General features: G+C 57.4%; 15 protein-coding genes and 2 tRNA genes. 13 read left to right on the plus strand and 4 right to left on the minus strand.

All coding sequences use genetic code 11. The features are described from left to right. Window positions 1-74 precede the first annotated feature (74 nt). The 4 genes from moeB to hemA are packed head-to-tail and all read right to left on the minus strand — an operon-like array spanning window position 75 to window position 4,102. The gene (gene moeB, locus G411_RS0112905; protein WP_028968419.1) at window positions 75-818 is read right to left on the minus strand and encodes a molybdopterin-synthase adenylyltransferase MoeB; all 744 of its coding nucleotides are present in this window, start codon (window positions 816-818) and stop codon (window positions 75-77) included. Window positions 819-829: 11 nt separating this feature from the next. Further along, window positions 830-1,654: a peptide chain release factor N(5)-glutamine methyltransferase gene (gene prmC / locus G411_RS0112910; RefSeq protein ID WP_051151335.1), complete on the minus strand. Its 825-nt coding sequence runs from the start codon at window positions 1,652-1,654 to the stop codon at window positions 830-832. Window positions 1,655-1,693: 39 nt separating this feature from the next. Beyond that, window positions 1,694-2,776, minus strand: a complete 1,083-nt coding sequence (gene prfA, locus G411_RS0112915) for a peptide chain release factor 1 (RefSeq protein WP_022959638.1) — start codon at window positions 2,774-2,776, stop codon at window positions 1,694-1,696. 51 nt (window positions 2,777-2,827) lie between these two features. Continuing rightward, window positions 2,828-4,102 carry a glutamyl-tRNA reductase gene (gene hemA / locus G411_RS0112920; RefSeq protein ID WP_022959639.1) on the minus strand — a complete coding sequence of 425 codons (1,275 nt, stop codon included), beginning with the start codon at window positions 4,100-4,102 and terminating at the stop codon, window positions 2,828-2,830. A 218-nt stretch (window positions 4,103-4,320) separates the two neighbouring features. Here hemA and G411_RS0112925 point away from each other — a divergent pair, with 218 nt between their 5' ends. The 13 genes from G411_RS0112925 to cmoB all read left to right on the plus strand — a co-directional run bounded on the left by G411_RS0112925 (window position 4,321) and on the right by cmoB (window position 15,872). Next, window positions 4,321-6,036, plus strand: a complete 1,716-nt coding sequence (locus tag G411_RS0112925; RefSeq protein WP_084495518.1) for a tetratricopeptide repeat protein — start codon at window positions 4,321-4,323, stop codon at window positions 6,034-6,036. Beyond that, on the plus strand, window positions 6,029-6,601 hold the full coding sequence (lolB, locus tag G411_RS21540) for a lipoprotein insertase outer membrane protein LolB (RefSeq protein WP_022959641.1): 573 nt from the start codon (window positions 6,029-6,031) through the stop codon (window positions 6,599-6,601). The genes G411_RS0112925 and lolB overlap by 8 nt, the downstream gene beginning before the upstream one ends. Continuing rightward, window positions 6,598-7,440, plus strand: coding sequence for a 4-(cytidine 5'-diphospho)-2-C-methyl-D-erythritol kinase (gene ispE / locus G411_RS0112935; protein ID WP_022959642.1), 843 nt, complete (start codon window positions 6,598-6,600; stop codon window positions 7,438-7,440). Before lolB ends, ispE begins: the two co-directional genes overlap by 4 nt. An 8-nt stretch (window positions 7,441-7,448) precedes the next feature. Beyond that, window positions 7,449-7,523 (plus strand) — tRNA-Gln (locus G411_RS0112940). A 318-nt stretch (window positions 7,524-7,841) separates the two neighbouring features. Continuing rightward, window positions 7,842-8,777, plus strand: a complete 936-nt coding sequence (locus tag G411_RS0112945) for a ribose-phosphate diphosphokinase (protein WP_272994294.1) — start codon at window positions 7,842-7,844, stop codon at window positions 8,775-8,777. Window positions 8,778-8,863: 86 nt separating this feature from the next. After that, window positions 8,864-9,508 carry a 50S ribosomal protein L25/general stress protein Ctc gene (locus G411_RS0112950; protein ID WP_022959644.1) on the plus strand — a complete coding sequence of 215 codons (645 nt, stop codon included), beginning with the start codon at window positions 8,864-8,866 and terminating at the stop codon, window positions 9,506-9,508. 23 nt (window positions 9,509-9,531) lie between these two features. Continuing rightward, window positions 9,532-10,119, plus strand: a complete 588-nt coding sequence (pth, locus tag G411_RS0112955) for an aminoacyl-tRNA hydrolase (protein ID WP_022959645.1) — start codon at window positions 9,532-9,534, stop codon at window positions 10,117-10,119. A 4-nt stretch (window positions 10,120-10,123) separates the two neighbouring features. Continuing rightward, window positions 10,124-11,215, plus strand: a complete 1,092-nt coding sequence (ychF, locus tag G411_RS0112960; protein WP_022959646.1) for a redox-regulated ATPase YchF — start codon at window positions 10,124-10,126, stop codon at window positions 11,213-11,215. A gap of 72 nt (window positions 11,216-11,287) precedes the next feature. Next, window positions 11,288-11,364 (plus strand) — tRNA-Met (locus G411_RS0112965). 399 nt (window positions 11,365-11,763) lie between these two features. Continuing rightward, window positions 11,764-13,446, plus strand: coding sequence for an Ig-like domain-containing protein (locus tag G411_RS20405; protein ID WP_022959647.1), 1,683 nt, complete (start codon window positions 11,764-11,766; stop codon window positions 13,444-13,446). 78 nt (window positions 13,447-13,524) lie between these two features. After that, entirely contained in the window at window positions 13,525-14,106 is a 582-nt protein-coding gene (locus tag G411_RS0112975; RefSeq protein WP_022959648.1) for a hypothetical protein, read from the plus strand. A gap of 63 nt (window positions 14,107-14,169) precedes the next feature. Next, a complete protein-coding gene (gene cmoA, locus G411_RS0112980) occupies window positions 14,170-14,892 on the plus strand; it encodes a carboxy-S-adenosyl-L-methionine synthase CmoA (protein WP_022959649.1) in 723 nt (240 codons plus the stop codon). Beyond that, window positions 14,889-15,872, plus strand: a complete 984-nt coding sequence (gene cmoB, locus G411_RS0112985; protein ID WP_022959650.1) for a tRNA 5-methoxyuridine(34)/uridine 5-oxyacetic acid(34) synthase CmoB — start codon at window positions 14,889-14,891, stop codon at window positions 15,870-15,872. The genes cmoA and cmoB overlap by 4 nt, the downstream gene beginning before the upstream one ends. The last annotated feature ends 130 nt before the right edge of the window (window positions 15,873-16,002 follow it).

Below are 16,002 nucleotides of genomic sequence, written 5' to 3' on the forward strand. Positions count from 1 at the left end.
TCTTTTATTATTATTCGCGCGTTTTTTATAGTGACGCACTATAGCACTGAAGGAAACGGCCGCGTGTGTGTCAATTATCGCCGCGCACACACCGGGCAATCAGGGTCCCGAGGCAAACGAAACTGGCGAAGCTCCATCGTCAGGGCGTCAATCAGCAACAAGCGGCCGATTAGCGGCTCACCGAATTGTGCGAGGCATTTGATGGCCTCGATGGCCTGAATACTACCCACCATTCCCACGACCGGCGACAGCACACCGGCATTGGCGCAGTTCAGCTCGTCGCTGCCTTCCTGGTACAGGCAGCGATAGCAGGGACTGTCATCCCGGCGCATATCGTAAACACTGACCTGTCCTTCACCGCGAATCGCGGCGCCGGAAACCAGCGGCACTTTCGCTGCCGCGCAGGCCGCATTCAGCGCAAACCGGGTCTCGGCGTTATCCGTGCAATCCAGCACCACATCCACCGCAGCTACCGCCTTCGCCAAGCCGTCACCGGCCAGGCGCTGCTCGTAGCCATGTATCCGCACCTCGGGATTCAAGGCCGTCAAGATATCGGTAGCGGACGCCACCTTACTGCGCCCGATATCAGGGGTGCTATGAACAATCTGGCGCTGCAAATTACTCAACTCCACGCCGTCGTCGTCGGCCAGATCCAACTGCCCTACGCCCGCCGCGGCCAGATACATGGCAACGGGAGAGCCCAAGCCGCCAACACCGACGATCAGCACTCGACTGTTCAGCAGCCGCTGTTGGCCGGCCACATCCAGCTCGGGCAGAAGAATATGACGACTGTAGCGCAACAGTTGCTCGTCGCTCAGCTCAATACCGCTCATACCGACTCTCCCGCCCATTGCCCCAGGGTGTAGCGCTCATTGTCACCGTAGTCACGACCACTGCGCACCCCGGCAAAACCGACGGCCTTCAGCACATCGCGAACCGCTGCGGCCTGCTGGTACCCGTGTTCCATCATCAGATACGCGCCGGGCTTAAGATATTGCGGCGCCTGCTGAGCAATGCGCCTCAGGTCGCCGAGCCCATCGTCGTCGGCCACCAGCGCTGAAGCGGGTTCAAAGCGCACATCTCCCTGCCGCAAATGGGGGTCATCTGCGTCGATATAGGGTGGATTGCTGACAATCAAATCAAACTGTGACCCGGGCGTGAAAGCCGCAAACCAGTCAGATACCTCCAGCGTCACATTTTCCAGCCCCAGTGACGCTTTATTGCGCTGTGCAAGCGCTACGGCGGCGGGAGACTTGTCTACCGCCCGACACTGCCAACTCGGCCATTCGCTGGCCAACGCCAGCGCCAGCGCACCGGTACCCGTGCCCAAATCCAGTAACGCCCCGGCGTCGCTGTCAGTGAACAGCATCAATGCAGCCTCCACCAAGCTTTCGGTATCCGGGCGGGGAATCAGGGTATCTGCCGTTACCGCCAGTGGCAGCGACCAGAACTCCCGAACACCGAGGATATGCGCAATGGGCTCGCCGTTCAGGCGGCGCGCCAGCAGTTGCTCAAACTGTTTCTGCTGCAGCTCATCCAGCTCGCGTTCCGGCCAGGTGTAGAGATAACTTCTCGGGCAATCAAGCACATGGCAAAGCAGCAGCGACACATCCAACGCCGGACTATCGCTGAGCGACTGCAACGCTTGCTGCATCGCCTGCGCCTGCCCGATGGTCAGTGCCGCCACTTGCGCTTACTCCGCCATCGCCGCCAGCAGGTCAGCTTGATGCTCCTGCCGCAACGGCCCCACTACTTGATCAACGTCGCCCTGAATAAACTCATCGAGCTTGTACAGCGTGAGATTAATACGGTGATCGGTCACCCGCCCCTGAGGGAAGTTGTAAGTGCGAATCCGCTCCGAGCGATCACCACTGCCTACCAGATTGCGCCGCTCATCAGCCTGCGCCTGCTGCTGCTCGCTCTGGCGAACATCGTTGATGCGCGCCGCCAGCAGCGACATGGCCCGTGCGCGGTTTTTGTGTTGTGAGCGCTCATCCTGACACTCCACGACAATGCCGCTGGGAATATGGGTGATGCGCACCGCCGAGTCGGTCTTGTTCACGTGCTGACCGCCTGCGCCACTGGCGCGGAAGGTGTCGATACGCAAATCGGCCTTATTGATCTCCACCTCTTCAGAGGCTTCCGGCTCCGGCATGACCGCCACCGTGCAGGCCGAGGTATGAATCCGCCCCTGGGACTCCGTCTCCGGCACACGCTGCACCCGGTGCGCGCCAGACTCAAATTTAAGGTGTCCGTATACATCCTGCCCAGCGACGCGACTGATGATTTCCTTATACCCCCCGTGCTCGCCAGGCCGCTCATTCAGCACTTCGATTTTCCAGCCTTTACGCTCGGCAAACCGCGAATACATACGAAACAGATCGCCGGCAAAAATGGCAGCTTCATCACCGCCGGTTCCTGCCCGAATTTCCAGAAAAACGTTGTGGGAATCGTTGGGGTCGCGTGGTAACAGCAAGGTTTGCAGCTCGGCCTCCAGCGCGTCGAGACGTTCTTCACCCCCGGCGATTTCTTCTTCAGCCATTGCCCGCATTTCAGCGTCATCTTCGCCCAGCATCAGCCTCGCCTCGTCCAGGTCGTCATTAACCTGACGATACTGGCCATAAGCCGCCACCACGGGCTCAATTTCGGCATATTCCTGCGATAGTTTACGGAATCGATCCTGATCCCCAATGACCTCGGGGTCGCTCAACAGCGCCCCGATTTCTTCATAACGGTCGAGCAAATTTTCCAGTTTGCTGCGAATAGAAGCCTTCATAGAATCTCGCTTGGATAGAAAGAATCCACTCTCACAGAGAATGGCCGGGCGCTAATCGTCGCGCTCTTTGAGTTGTAGCAGCTCGCGAGCCCAGTTGACCAGGTCATTGCGGCCTTGGGCACCCGCGGCCTTAATCTCTGCAGTGGGGCTGTGAATCAGCTTATTGGTCAGGCCACGCGCCAACTGCTCAAGCACGGCGGCGGCGTCTTCACCTTTTTCCAGCTGACGGCGTGCACGCTCTAATTCAGCATCGCGCAGGCGCTCGGCCTTGGCGCGGTAATCCTTGATGGTATCCACCGCATCGCGCGAGCGCAGTCGCGCCTGCCAGTGCGCCACTGCGTCAATAATCAGCTGATCAGCCTTGCGCGCCTCGCTTTCACGGGCACGTTTATTTTCATCGACAATCTCGCGAAGGTCGTCAACGGTGTACAGGTACACGTCGTCCAGCTCGGCCACCTGTGGCTCAATATCGCGCGGAACCGCAATATCCACCATCACCATAGGGCGGTGCTTGCGCTTTTTCAGCGCCGTTTCAACCGCACCTTTGCCGAGAATCGGCAACTGACTGGCCGTAGAGGCCACCAGAATATCGGCCTCGCGCAAATAGCTGGGAATATCCGACAGCATGACCGCCTCCGCCTGAAAAGACTCAGCTAACTGATGCGCCCTTTCCAGCGTGCGGTTGGCAATCACGATGCGTTTCACACCTTTCTCTCGCAAGTGGCGCGCTACCAGCTCGATGGTTTCGCCGGCACCAATCAGCAGCGCCGTACACTTGCTCAGGTTGCTGAACACATGCTGCGTCAGAGACACCGCTGCGTAGGCCACGGATACCGGATTCTCGCCAATGGCCGTGTCGGTACGCACCTGCTTGGCCACGGCAAACACATGGGAGAACAGTTGATTCATCGCGGCACCCGCAGTGCCAGCTTCAGCGGCCAGCGCGTAGGCGGACTTCATCTGCCCGAGGATTTGCGGCTCGCCCAGCACCATGGAGTCCAGCCCGGCGGCGACCTCCATCATATGCTGAAGGGCATCGCTGTCGCGGCTGACATAGCAGCATTCACTGAGCTGCGCGTGATCAACATGGTGGAAACGCGACAGCCAGTCGAGAATGGCCTGCTCGCCACCCTCCTCGTCATCGTCCGCGGCCAACGCATAGATCTCGGTGCGGTTGCAGGTCGACAGGATCGCCATTTCTTCACCCAGGCCGGCAGCGACCCCGTCGCGCAAGGCAACGTGGATCTGTTCTGGCACAAACGCTACCCGCTCTCGCAAGGCGAGAGGCGCAGAATTGTGATTGATGCCAAGCAGGAGAAGTCTCATTACATCGAGAAGCCGAATCGGGAGCGCAAAAACTGAGGCGGATTCTACCAAGTTGGCACTCAAATGTGGATTTTATTACAGTGCCCACGGTCGAACAGAGCGAATACAGTAGGCTCAACGTCATCGCCTGCCCTGCAAAAGAGCGCCAAATCACCAGCGCTTGGGGTAGGATTGGCAAATACCGATAACGGGCAACACAGCAATTCAACAGGACCCGCATGTCATCATTGCGAACACTCAGCACTCTCGCCGCAGCAGTATTGCTGACAGCCTGTGCGCTCCCCGCCAGTCAACCGGCACCCACCCCACCGGAGCCTCAAGCTGCCGACACCCTCCAGCCAACTCGGCCACTGCCTGAGGACAGCGTGTATGACTTGCTGATCGCAGAATTCGCCCTGCGAAATCAGGACCTGAACACAGCCCTTGCCCAATACCGCAAACAGGCCGACGCCACCGGCGATGTTGAACTGATCGCCACCACCGCCCGGCTGGCCGACTATATGGACCGCTACACTTTGGCGGAAACCTATGCGATGCACTGGCTGGAAGCCGACAATGACGCCAGCGAAGCCCACTTTATTCTTGCCAATGCCCTGGCTCGACAGGGCCAGGCCTTGGACGCACTGCCACATATGGAGCGCGTACTCGAACTCGGTGGCGACAGCAATTTTGCCACCCTATCGGCCGCCGCGCTGACCCGCCCGGACAATGAAAAAGCCGCGTTTTACCAGGCGATAAATGATGCACTGCAACGCCACCCCGGTGACAACAGCCTGCGCACCGGCACGGCATTGATGCTGCAGTACCATCATGAGGAAGAGGCGGCGCTCAGCCTGATTCGCCAGGTTTTGGACGAAGAACCCGATAATGTCCATGCACTGCTGATAGAAACCCGCACCCTCAGTCAGATGGGGCGCGACGACGAGGCCATGACCCGCCTGAAATATGCCGTCGACAACAATCCTCACCACAAGCGCCTGCGCCACGACCTGGCCCGCAGGCTGGTTAAAACTGACTTGTATCAGGCCAAAGCGCACTACGAAGTCCTGGCCCGTCAATATCCGCAGGATCACGACATCCTGCTGGAGCTGATGCTGATCAACCGAGAACTGGACCATGACGGCGAAGCCGACCAGCAGCTCAAAGTGCTCAGCGACGACCCGGAACACCGCAGCCGAGCCCACTATGTTCTCGGCCGACTTGCCGAAGAAGAACGCGACTGGGCCGACGCGCTCAGTCACTATGAAAATGCCACACAATCCCCTGAATTCAGTGAGGCCAGTCGCCGTCTGGCCAGCATCAGCCTGTCGACGGAAGGTCAGGAAAAAGCACTGGCGCGACTGAAAGCACTGCGCGAAGCCCAGCCCCAACAGGCAGAAATACTGTATCTACTCGAAGCGGAAATTCTGCGCAAAGAAAGGCTGAATCAGCGGGGCATGACCCTGATGACGCAGGCATTAGCAGAACTGCCCAACAGCGACCAGCTACGCTACGCCCGCTCACTGTTCGCCGAAGGAATCGGCGATCTGAAAACGGTCGAAACTGATCTGCGCCACATCCTTGCGCGCAAACCCGACGACGTAGCGGCATTGAACGCTCTGGGTTACACGCTGGCGAATCTGAGTAGCCGGTTAGACGAAGCACAACAACTGGTCTCTCGCGCCCTGACCCTCGAACCGGACGATCCGGCCATCCTCGACAGCTATGGCTGGATACTGCTGTTGAAAGGCAACACCCAGGAAGCACTGAACTATCTCGAACGCGCCTTCGCACAAGACAGCGACCACGAGATTGCAGCCCATCTTGGCGAAGCCTACTGGCTGCTGGGGCGCGAAGACGAAGCCCGCAAGGTCTGGCAGGAAGGACTCAAAAACACCCCAGACAGCCCAATTATTTATGACACGCTCAAACGCCTGAAACTGATTGATGACTGACTATACCCGCACACTACCTCTGATCGCCGCACTGCTGCTCGTCAGCGCCTGCAGCAGCCTGCCGCCTGCAACATCAACCGACAGCGACTGGCTTATGCAAGGACGTATCGGCCTCTGGATGGGCGATCAGCAAGAAAGCAGCCAGATCCGCTGGCTGCAGTGTGGCCGTGACAATAGCCGCATTCGCCTCAGCGGCCCCATGGGAGTCGGTGGTGCCGAGATCATCAGTGACCGCTACGGAGCGGAACTCAACTACAAAGGGGAGACTCGCCGCGCCCAGAATGCCGAACAACTTGCTGCAGAAATCGGCTGGCCCGTTCCTGTTTATGCTCTACGCTACTGGCTGCGGGGCCAGGCCGCACCTGACTCACCACTGACGGCAGAGGTCAGCCCCGACGGACGGCTTGCCCATCTGGAACAACTCGGCTGGACACTCGACTTCGCACACGATGCAAACGCCCGTGAAGAGACGCTGCCCAAGCGGGTTGAAGCCCGCCGACAGGACGTACGCCTTAAGCTGCTGATCAGCAGCTGGTCACAAGCCAGCGAAGAATGTACAAAATGAGCCAGCTCAGCCTACCCTGTCCCGCCAAAATCAACCTGTTCCTGCACATCACCGGGCGCCGCCCCGATGGTTACCACGAACTGCAGACGGTTTTTCAGTTGCTCGACTATGGCGACACGCTTCATCTGACTGACAGAAGCGACGGCCAACTGCACTTCCTGAGTAAACTGCCCGGCGTGAACGACGGCAACAATCTGATCCTGCGCGCCGCAAGGCTGCTACAGGACGCCAGTGGCAGCCCTCTAGGCGCCGATATTCGCCTGGACAAGCGCCTGCCGATGGGTGGCGGCATCGGCGGCGGCAGCTCCGATGCCGCCTCCACCTTGCTGGGCCTGAACAGCTTATGGCAACTCGGCCTGAGTCTGGATGCCCTCGCCGAGCTGGGCTTAGAGCTGGGCGCCGATGTGCCCGTCTTTGTTCGCGGACGGACCGCCTGGGCAGAAGGTGTCGGCGAGATCATTCGCCCCATCGACACCGCATCGCGCTGGTATCTGATCCTCCGCCCCGACTGCGAAGTCAGCACCGCAGAAATTTTTTCGCATGAACAATTGACACGTCATGACTCACCCATCAAAATAGCGGCCTTTCTTGAGGGGGCCACTGGGAACAGCTGCCAAAAACTGGTCAGAACGCTGTATCCAGAAGTTGATAAGGCCTTGATTTGGCTGGATCAATTTTCCCCCGCGAGACTCACCGGCACCGGTTCCTGTGTGTTCGCGAGTTTCGACAGCAAGAGTGCAGCAGCCAGTGTTTTGGCGCAGTGCCCGACAAACATGAGCGGGTTTATCGCGAAGGGTGTAAACCACTCGCCACTGCACACCACACTCGCTGAGGCGTAACGGTTTACTGGGGTGTCGCCAAGCGGCAAGGCACTGGGTTTTGATCTCAGCATTCGTAGGTTCGAATCCTACCACCCCAGCCATTTTGACAGAGTGATACGAGGTATTCGGCGCTCTGACGGGGAAAGGCAATAGACAGCCTGATCCGGTAGGATCGAACCGAGGTTCGATAAGTGCTTTGCACTTAGGCATCGCAAAGCGATGGCTGAAAGCCAAAGGCCCGGCAGGGCCGCAGCCCATCCTACCACCCCAGCCATTTTCAGATTCCCGCCCTATGGCGGGAATCTTGTTTATGGTTTACGGTTCCAGACAAGCTGCCCGCATGTACTTAATCAGCTTGCCATGAAACCTGCTCTTCACGACTTTAACCTCAGCCTTACAGGACTTCGACCGTGCACAATATGATGGTCTTCAGCGGCAACGCCAACCCCGAGCTGGCTCGCAAGGTTGCCGAGCACCTCCGCCTTCCACTCGGTGACGCCACGGTCAGCAAGTTCAGCGATGGCGAAGTCTTTGTCGAAATCAATGACAACGTACGTGGCGCCGATGTCTTCCTGATTCAACCAACCTGCGCACCGACCAATGACAATCTGATGGAGCTGGTGGTAATGGCTGATGCCATGCGCCGCGCCTCAGCCGGGCGCATTACTGCCGTCGTCCCCTACTTCGGTTATGCCCGCCAGGATCGCCGTGTACGCTCTCAGCGCGTACCTATCTCTGCCAAGGTTGTGGCTGACATCCTCAGTGGTGTGGGCATCAATCGCGTTCTGACCGTCGACCTGCACGCCGAACAGATTCAGGGTTTCTTTGACGTTCCCGTCGACAATGTCTACGGCTCACCCATTCTGCTGGACGACATTACTCGACAAAACTACCCGGACCAGATGGTCGTTTCTCCCGATATCGGCGGCGTTGTTCGCGCCCGCGCTGTCGCCAAGCGACTGAACGATGCCGACCTCGCAATTATCGACAAGCGCCGCCCGAAAGCCGGTGTCGCTCAAGTCATGCATATCATCGGTGAAGTTGAAGGCAAGACCTGCCTACTGGTCGACGATATGGTCGATACTGCCGGAACACTTTGCAAAGCCGCCGCCGCACTGAAAGCGCAAGGCGCTGCAAAAGTTGTCGCTTACTGTACACATCCTGTATTATCCGGGCCCGCTGTGGACAACATCAGCAATTCCGATCTGGATGAGCTGGTGGTGACTGACACGATCCCCCTGTCAGAAGCTGCAGCCAACTGCACAAAAATTCGCCAGCTTACCCTGGCAAACCTGCTGGCCGAGTCGATTCGACGGGTCAGCAATGAAGAGTCGATCAGCGCCCTGTTCCGCTAATTCCAGCGCAACACCACACTGCTTCGACATACGCCGCCGGACTGGTCGCAAGTTCGGCGGTTTTTCGCTTTATATGAGGAGACATTATGTCCAGCGAATACACGGTAAACGCCAAAGCGCGTACTGACGTAGGGAAAGGTGCGAGCCGCCGCCTGCGTCGCTTGGCTAGCGAAGTTCCTGCGATTATCTACGGTGGCGACAAAGCCCCTCAGATGATCAGCATTCCCCACAAAGATCTGGTCTGGTTCCTGGAAGACGAAGCGTTCTTCAGCTCCGTTTTGACCATTGACGTCGACGGCAACAAAGAGTCTGTGGTTATTAAAGACTTGCACCGTCACCCAGCCAAAGCGCAGCTTCTGCACGCAGATTTCCTGCGCGTCAGCGCCGACACCAAGATCACACTGCAAGTACCGCTGCACTTCATCAACGAAGAAGGCTGCCACGGTGTGAAAATGCAGGGTGGCTCTATCACCCACGCAATGACCGAACTGGAAGTCCAGTGTCTGCCTAAAGATCTGCCCGAGTTCATCGAAGTGGACATGCTGGACCTGAAAACCGGCGATATCGTCCACATTTCAGACCTGAAACTGCCTGCTGGCGTTGAAAGCACCGCACTGATTCTGGGCGAAGACCACGACTCAGCCGTTGCCAGCGTTCAAGCACCTCGCGGTGGCGGCAGCAGTGATGACGACGCTGAAGAAGACAGCGAAGGCGAGAGCGAAGAATCTTAATTTCGCTTTGAGCAGGCGCCCCAGTGACCCGAATCAAACTGATTGTTGGGCTGGCCAACCCCGGCCAGCAATATCAGGATACTCGTCACAACGCGGGTGCCTGGCTCGTCTCTGAGTTGGCCCGGCAACAGGGCTGCTCGCTACAGGCCGAATCGCGTTTTCATGGCGATACCGGCCGTTTTTTTATGGACGGGCAGGACATTCGCCTACTCATCCCCTCCACCTATATGAATCGCAGTGGTCAAGCCATTGCAGCAATGGCCAATTTCTTCAAAATTGCGCCGGAAGAAATCCTGATTGCCCACGACGAACTCGACCTGCCTCCGGGCAGCGCCCGCTTTAAAAGCGGCGGCGGGCACGGCGGACACAATGGCCTTCGCGACAGCATCGAGAAGCTGGGTAACAACCGGAACTTCCATCGCCTGCGCATTGGCATTGGTCATCCGGGCAGCGCAGACCAGGTCACCGGCTATGTACTGGGCAAACCCAGCAATGATGACCGTATTGCGATTGACCACTGCATTGATGAAGCACTTCGCTGCCTGCCGGACGCCGTCAACGGTGACTGGGCCAAGGCCATGAATCGACTACACAGCTACAAACAGGGATAACACCATGGGTTTCAATTGCGGCATCGTCGGACTTCCCAACGTCGGCAAATCGACACTGTTTAACGCCCTCACCAAGGCGGGCATCGACGCCGAGAACTTCCCCTTCTGCACCATTGAACCCAACTCTGGCATCGTGGCCGTACCCGATCCTCGTCTGCAGGTTCTGGCAGGCATCGTGTCCCCCGAACGCGTGCTTCCCGCAACCATGGAGTTCGTCGATATCGCCGGACTGGTTGCCGGCGCTTCCAAGGGCGAAGGCCTGGGCAACAAGTTCCTGGCTAATATCCGCGAAACCGATGCCATTGCTCACGTCGTACGCTGCTTTGATAACGACAACGTCATTCACGTCGCCAACAAAGTCGATCCTGCCGCCGATATTGATGTGATCAACACCGAACTGGCTCTGGCAGACCTCGATGCCGTAGAGAAGCAGCTGCAGAAAGTCAGCCGCACCGCCAAAAGCGGCGACAAAGAAGCTGTGGCAATGAAAGCGCTACTTGAGAAGCTTCAATCACACCTGGACCAAGGCAAGCCGCTGCGCTCATTAACGCTGGATGACAACGAACAGGCACGGGCCGCCACGCTGCACCTGCTGACGACCAAGCCAACCATGTACATCGCTAACGTCAACGAAGATGGCTTTGAAGACAATCCCCACCTGGATGTGGTGCGCCGTATTGCGGAAGAAGAAGGGGCTATCGTCGTGCCCATCTGCAACAAACTGGAATCGGAAATCGCCGAACTCGACGACGAGGAAAAAGGCGAGTTCCTGGCCGATCTCGGCATGGAAGAGCCCGGTCTGGATCGCGTTATTCGCGCGGGCTACCAGTTGCTGGGCCTGCAGACCTACTTTACGGCAGGTGTTAAAGAAGTCCGCGCCTGGACCATCCCAGTTGGCGCCACAGCGCCCCAATCGGCTGGTAAAATCCATACCGATTTTGAGAAAGGCTTCATTCGTGCCGAAGTCATCGGCTACGACGACTACGTAAGCAACAAGGGTGAACAAGGCGCCAAAGACGCCGGCAAATGGCGACTGGAAGGCAAGGACTACATCGTCAAAGACGGCGACGTCGTCCACTTCCGCTTTAACGTCTAATGCACTGCGCGCAGGCTTGACAAGCTACTGAGAAGTCAGGAAAATGCGCGCCTTCTCTCGACAGAGATCTGTGGCAAGGTAGCTCAGTTGGTTAGAGCACAACACTCATAATGTTGGGGTCGGCGGTTCGAATCCGCCCCTTGCTACCACTATTCAAGAAGACCACCCAAGCGGTGGTTTTTTTATGCCCGAGAAAAAGCCCTCTGCCCTCCACGGATAGATAAGAACCGCCGTTGCTCAATGGGCACAGCGCTTGCCATCTCCCGAAATCAGTAGCTGCGGCCAACCACACTGCATGCCATTGAGCATCGTCGCCCATAGCGCCAAAACAGCGCTTGTCAGTCGCAATGTGTCTCAGTAAGAAGCAAATTCCACCCGGTTCACAAGTTTCCCCCATCCCCCACACATTTACGCTAATATGCTTTCATGATGAGGAGCTTACTGAGATAAGCTAAAGTACAAGCTTGCTCACCAAGCACCGATATAACAACTCACGGCTGTCTCATTGACGCCGCCTAGAATAGATTGGAACTAAGTAGGGGACTCGTATGAAGCTCTTGTTGCGCGCCGGCATTCTTACCGTAGCAACTGTGATTGCCGCCTGTGGCGGCGGTGGCGGCAGCGATGGCCCCAGCATATCGCCGGGAGAAGGTGGCTCTAACACCGACGGCGGCGACAACGATACCGGGCAAGATAGCGTTGTCACTGTTTTTCGCTTCGGCTCCCTGTCGGGAACAAACTTCAATGCCGGCGAAATTGCCAGCAATCGAACTACATTAGAAGCCGGGCAAAGCGCCACATTAACCGTCTCGATCATTGATCAAGATGGCAGCCTCGTTACCGATGATGCGAGCGTTCTTTTCAGCTCGCTCTGCGCAGGGCAAGGTCTTGCGGAATTCAGCAGTGAAATTGTTGATAACACCAGCGGGACAATCAGCACGACTTATACTGCAAGAGGCTGCGACGGCGATGACGAGATCACCGCAAGAACAAGTCTCGGCGGGAGTTCGTATAGCGCGACAGTCACGTTAAGCACACAGCCCGCTCCATTGGGTGCAATCAGTTTCGTATCAGCATCTGAGACTCAAATTGGCATCAAAGGGTCGGGAGCTCTGCCTGAACAAGCAACCCTGTCATTCAAAGTGACTAACGCCGCCGGCGCCCCCATTCCCAATCAAGACGTCACCTTTTCACTGAACAACTCTGTAGGTGGCATCACAATCAGTAATACCAACGACGTAACCGATGCTTCCGGCATTGCATCCACGACCGTTGCCGCCGGCACCATTGCCACGACCGTGAGCGTGAAAGCGAAAGCGGTGCAGAATGGCATAGAGACCACGGCACAGTCCTTCGCTCTCGCCGTCACAACCGGCGTACCCGACCAGGACAGCTTCTCCTTGAGTGCAAGCCAGCTCAACATTGAAGGCCTGGATTATGATGGCACCACAACGAGCCTCACGATCAGAGCCGCCGATCGCTTCAATAACCCCGCCCCTGACGGCACCACGGTCACCTTTCGCGCAGAAGGCGGTTCCGTTACGCCAAGCTGCGCTACGGTAAGCGGCGCATGTAGCGTCACCCTCACGTCCCAAGAACCGCGCCCCAGCGATGGCAGGATTACCGTTTTGGCGACAACATCAGGAGAAGAAAGCTTCGCGGATACCTCGCCGTCGAATGGCCAGTACGACGACGGAGAGCTTCTGTTTGACCTCCCGGAAGCCTTTTCCGACGACAATGAGAATGGCATTTACGACGTCAATACCGAGTTTTTTGTCGACATCGACAACGAAGGTGATTACGACGCGGCGGATGGCCTGTATTCCGGCATCCTCTGCAAAGGGCCCAATAATTGCAGCACGCAGGAGCAACTCACCTTGCGTGAAAGCATTGTTATTGTGTTTTCCGGTTCAAGCCAGAGCGTACAGGTAACACCGAGTAGCATTGACCTCGACGGAGGCCCCGTATTTATCAATGTGACCATTAACGATGTAAATGGCCAGCTTCCTCCCGCCGGCACGACCGTCAGCGCGACCAGTGACTTTGGCGCCGTGACAAACCTGTCTGGCAACACGGTTCTGTCTAGCAACCTGCCCGGACCGGCGGTATTCAGCTACCGGATAAATCAGGCGGCGCAGCCAGGGCAAGGTACCTTCACGGTAACTGTGACCACTCCAATCGGCATTGTGTCGAAAGGCTTTGCCACAGTGGAGCAAACAATTATCCCATAACTGCTGTGGCCTTGGTGATTACCACCAAGGCCACATGAAACACCGCACCGAATTCAAATCACCTCAGGAATACAGGAAATGCTCTCCTCGACCGCACGCGGCGTCGCCGTATCGTTTCTATTGACCGCTTCAATTACCGCTCAGGCAGAAAGCAAACACTACTCCTACATTGAAGCGGCTTACGCCTACCAAAGCACCGATTGGGGGCCTTTCGAGGAAGAAAAGAACGCTACCTTTCTGGCCAGTGCCGAAGCCTTTGAATATGTCCATGCGCACGTACGCTATAACGATGGCGATACCTATATGCCGAGAGGCGTCATTCAGGACGGCTGGTGGACCTACGGTATTGGCGCTCACTACTATCTGAGCCCCACTACCTCGGTGCTAATTGGAGCCGATCGCCACGAGATGGAATCGCAGAGCAATCGCCGAAATCAGCGCGGCTGGGAATACAAGATTGGGATACGCCACGACTTTAATGAAAAGTGGCGCGCCACGCTGGAGATCGGTGAACACAATCTTATCGTCGGTGACGATTCCACATTTATTGTCGAAGCAATTTATCACCCCATAAAAGCACTCGGCTTGACCTTCCGCGTACGGGATTATGACAAGCTCGACCTGAGCTCCTACGAGCTGGGCGCACGCTGGAGCTACTAATCTCCCCTCTCCATCGGGGGCGTCTATGCTAAAATCGCCGCAAATTTTTTAGCGTCGTCCCCGATGAACAAAACCGACACCATTTACGCCTCCCCTCAGGCAGACCTGCAACGCTTTGCCTTCGATGAAAAGGTTGTGGAAGTGTTTCCGGATATGATCCAACGATCCGTTCCCGGCTACGCGACCATTATCGCCATGACGGGTGTCATGGCCGGGCGCTATGCTAAAGCGGGCAGCAACTGCTATGACCTCGGTTGCTCACTGGGCGCAAGCTCGCTGGCGATCAGTCGCGAAACCCGAGGCCGAGATTTACAGCTGATTGGCGTCGATAACTCCGCAGCGATGATCGAACGCTGTCGCGAATACTGCACGCAATCCAACACTGATATAGAACTGCGCTGCGAGAGTATTCAAGACACGGCGCTGAGTAACGCCTCCGTAGTCGTGCTGAATTTTACCCTGCAGTTTGTTCCCGAGGATCAACGCCAGACACTGTGTCAGCGTATCAGTGATGCCATGCTACCCGGCGGCATTCTCATCCTGTCGGAGAAAATTCAATTCGCCGACGCCCACCTTCAGGAACTGAATACCGACCTGCACCACGCCTTCAAACGCGCGAACGGCTACAGCGACCTGGAAGTGGCCCAAAAGCGCAGCGCCCTTGAAAACGTCTTGATGCCCGAAACCTTAAGCGCACACCAGCAACGCCTTAAAGCCTGCGGGTTCAGCAGCGTAGATGTGTGGTTTCAATGCTTTAATTTCGCATCGATGGTGGCGATCAAATGAACAGCCCGCGTATGGACTATCGCCCTTTCCTCGAAACGCTTGCCCAAAGTGAAGCGCTGGCTGACTGGGCAGCACAACTGCCCGCACAGATCGCCAAGGGCCTAAATCCAAAACGCTATGGCGACCTGCCAAGATGGCAGACAGCACTCGACAGCCTGCCCACGCTCACTCCCGACACCCGCCACCTGAACCGTTCACGCGTTGGCGCCGAGGGCGCTGCCGACGAGGCCAGCCGCCAAATTCTGACGGACGCCCTGAAGGGCCTGCACCCCTGGCGCAAAGGCCCTTTTGAACTGTTCGGCGTACATATCGATACCGAGTGGCGCAGCGACTGGAAGTGGGACCGCCTCGAGCAGGCACTGTCACCCTTGGCCGGACGCCGGGTGCTGGATGTGGGCTGCGGCAGTGGCTATCACTGCTGGCGCATGCGCGGCGCCGGCGCCGAACTCGTGGCGGGCATCGACCCCACCCCCCTGTTCATCGTGCAGTATTTCGCCCTGCAATATTACCTTCAGGATTTCGCCGTAGCGGTACTGCCCATGGGCATTGAGCATCTGCCAGAGAAGCTTGCCGCTTTCGACACCGTCTTCTCCATGGGCATTCTCTACCATCGCCGCTCCCCGTTCGACCACCTGCTGCAACTGCGCGATGCCCTGCGCCCAGGCGGGGAACTGGTACTGGAAACGCTAGTGGTTGACGGTGAGTTGGGGCATACACTGGTTCCGGAGGGGCGCTACAGTAAGATGGGTAACGTCTGGTTTATCCCCTCCACCGCCACACTCGAAAGCTGGCTTCGCAAAGCGGGCTTCAGGGACATTCAACTCGTCGACGTTTCGACCACCACCACTGATGAGCAGCGCAGCACCGACTGGATGCAATTCCACTCTCTCGCCGACTTTCTCCACCCCGATGACCCCAGCCTGACCATCGAGGGCTACCCCGCCCCCAAACGCGCCGTGCTGATCGCCCAAAAACCCTGAACGCCCGCCACAACAGGCACTTAGTGGACATTGTTCATACTTTGAGAAAAAATAAGGCCAAAACCGGCGCAGCTTGCGGGCACTGTGGTAACGTTTCTGCGGATGTGCGACGGTGATAATAACGGCAACA

It is taken from the genome of Spongiibacter tropicus DSM 19543 (assembly GCF_000420325.1).
GTDB classification, from domain to species: Bacteria; Pseudomonadota; Gammaproteobacteria; order Pseudomonadales; family Spongiibacteraceae; genus Spongiibacter; species Spongiibacter tropicus.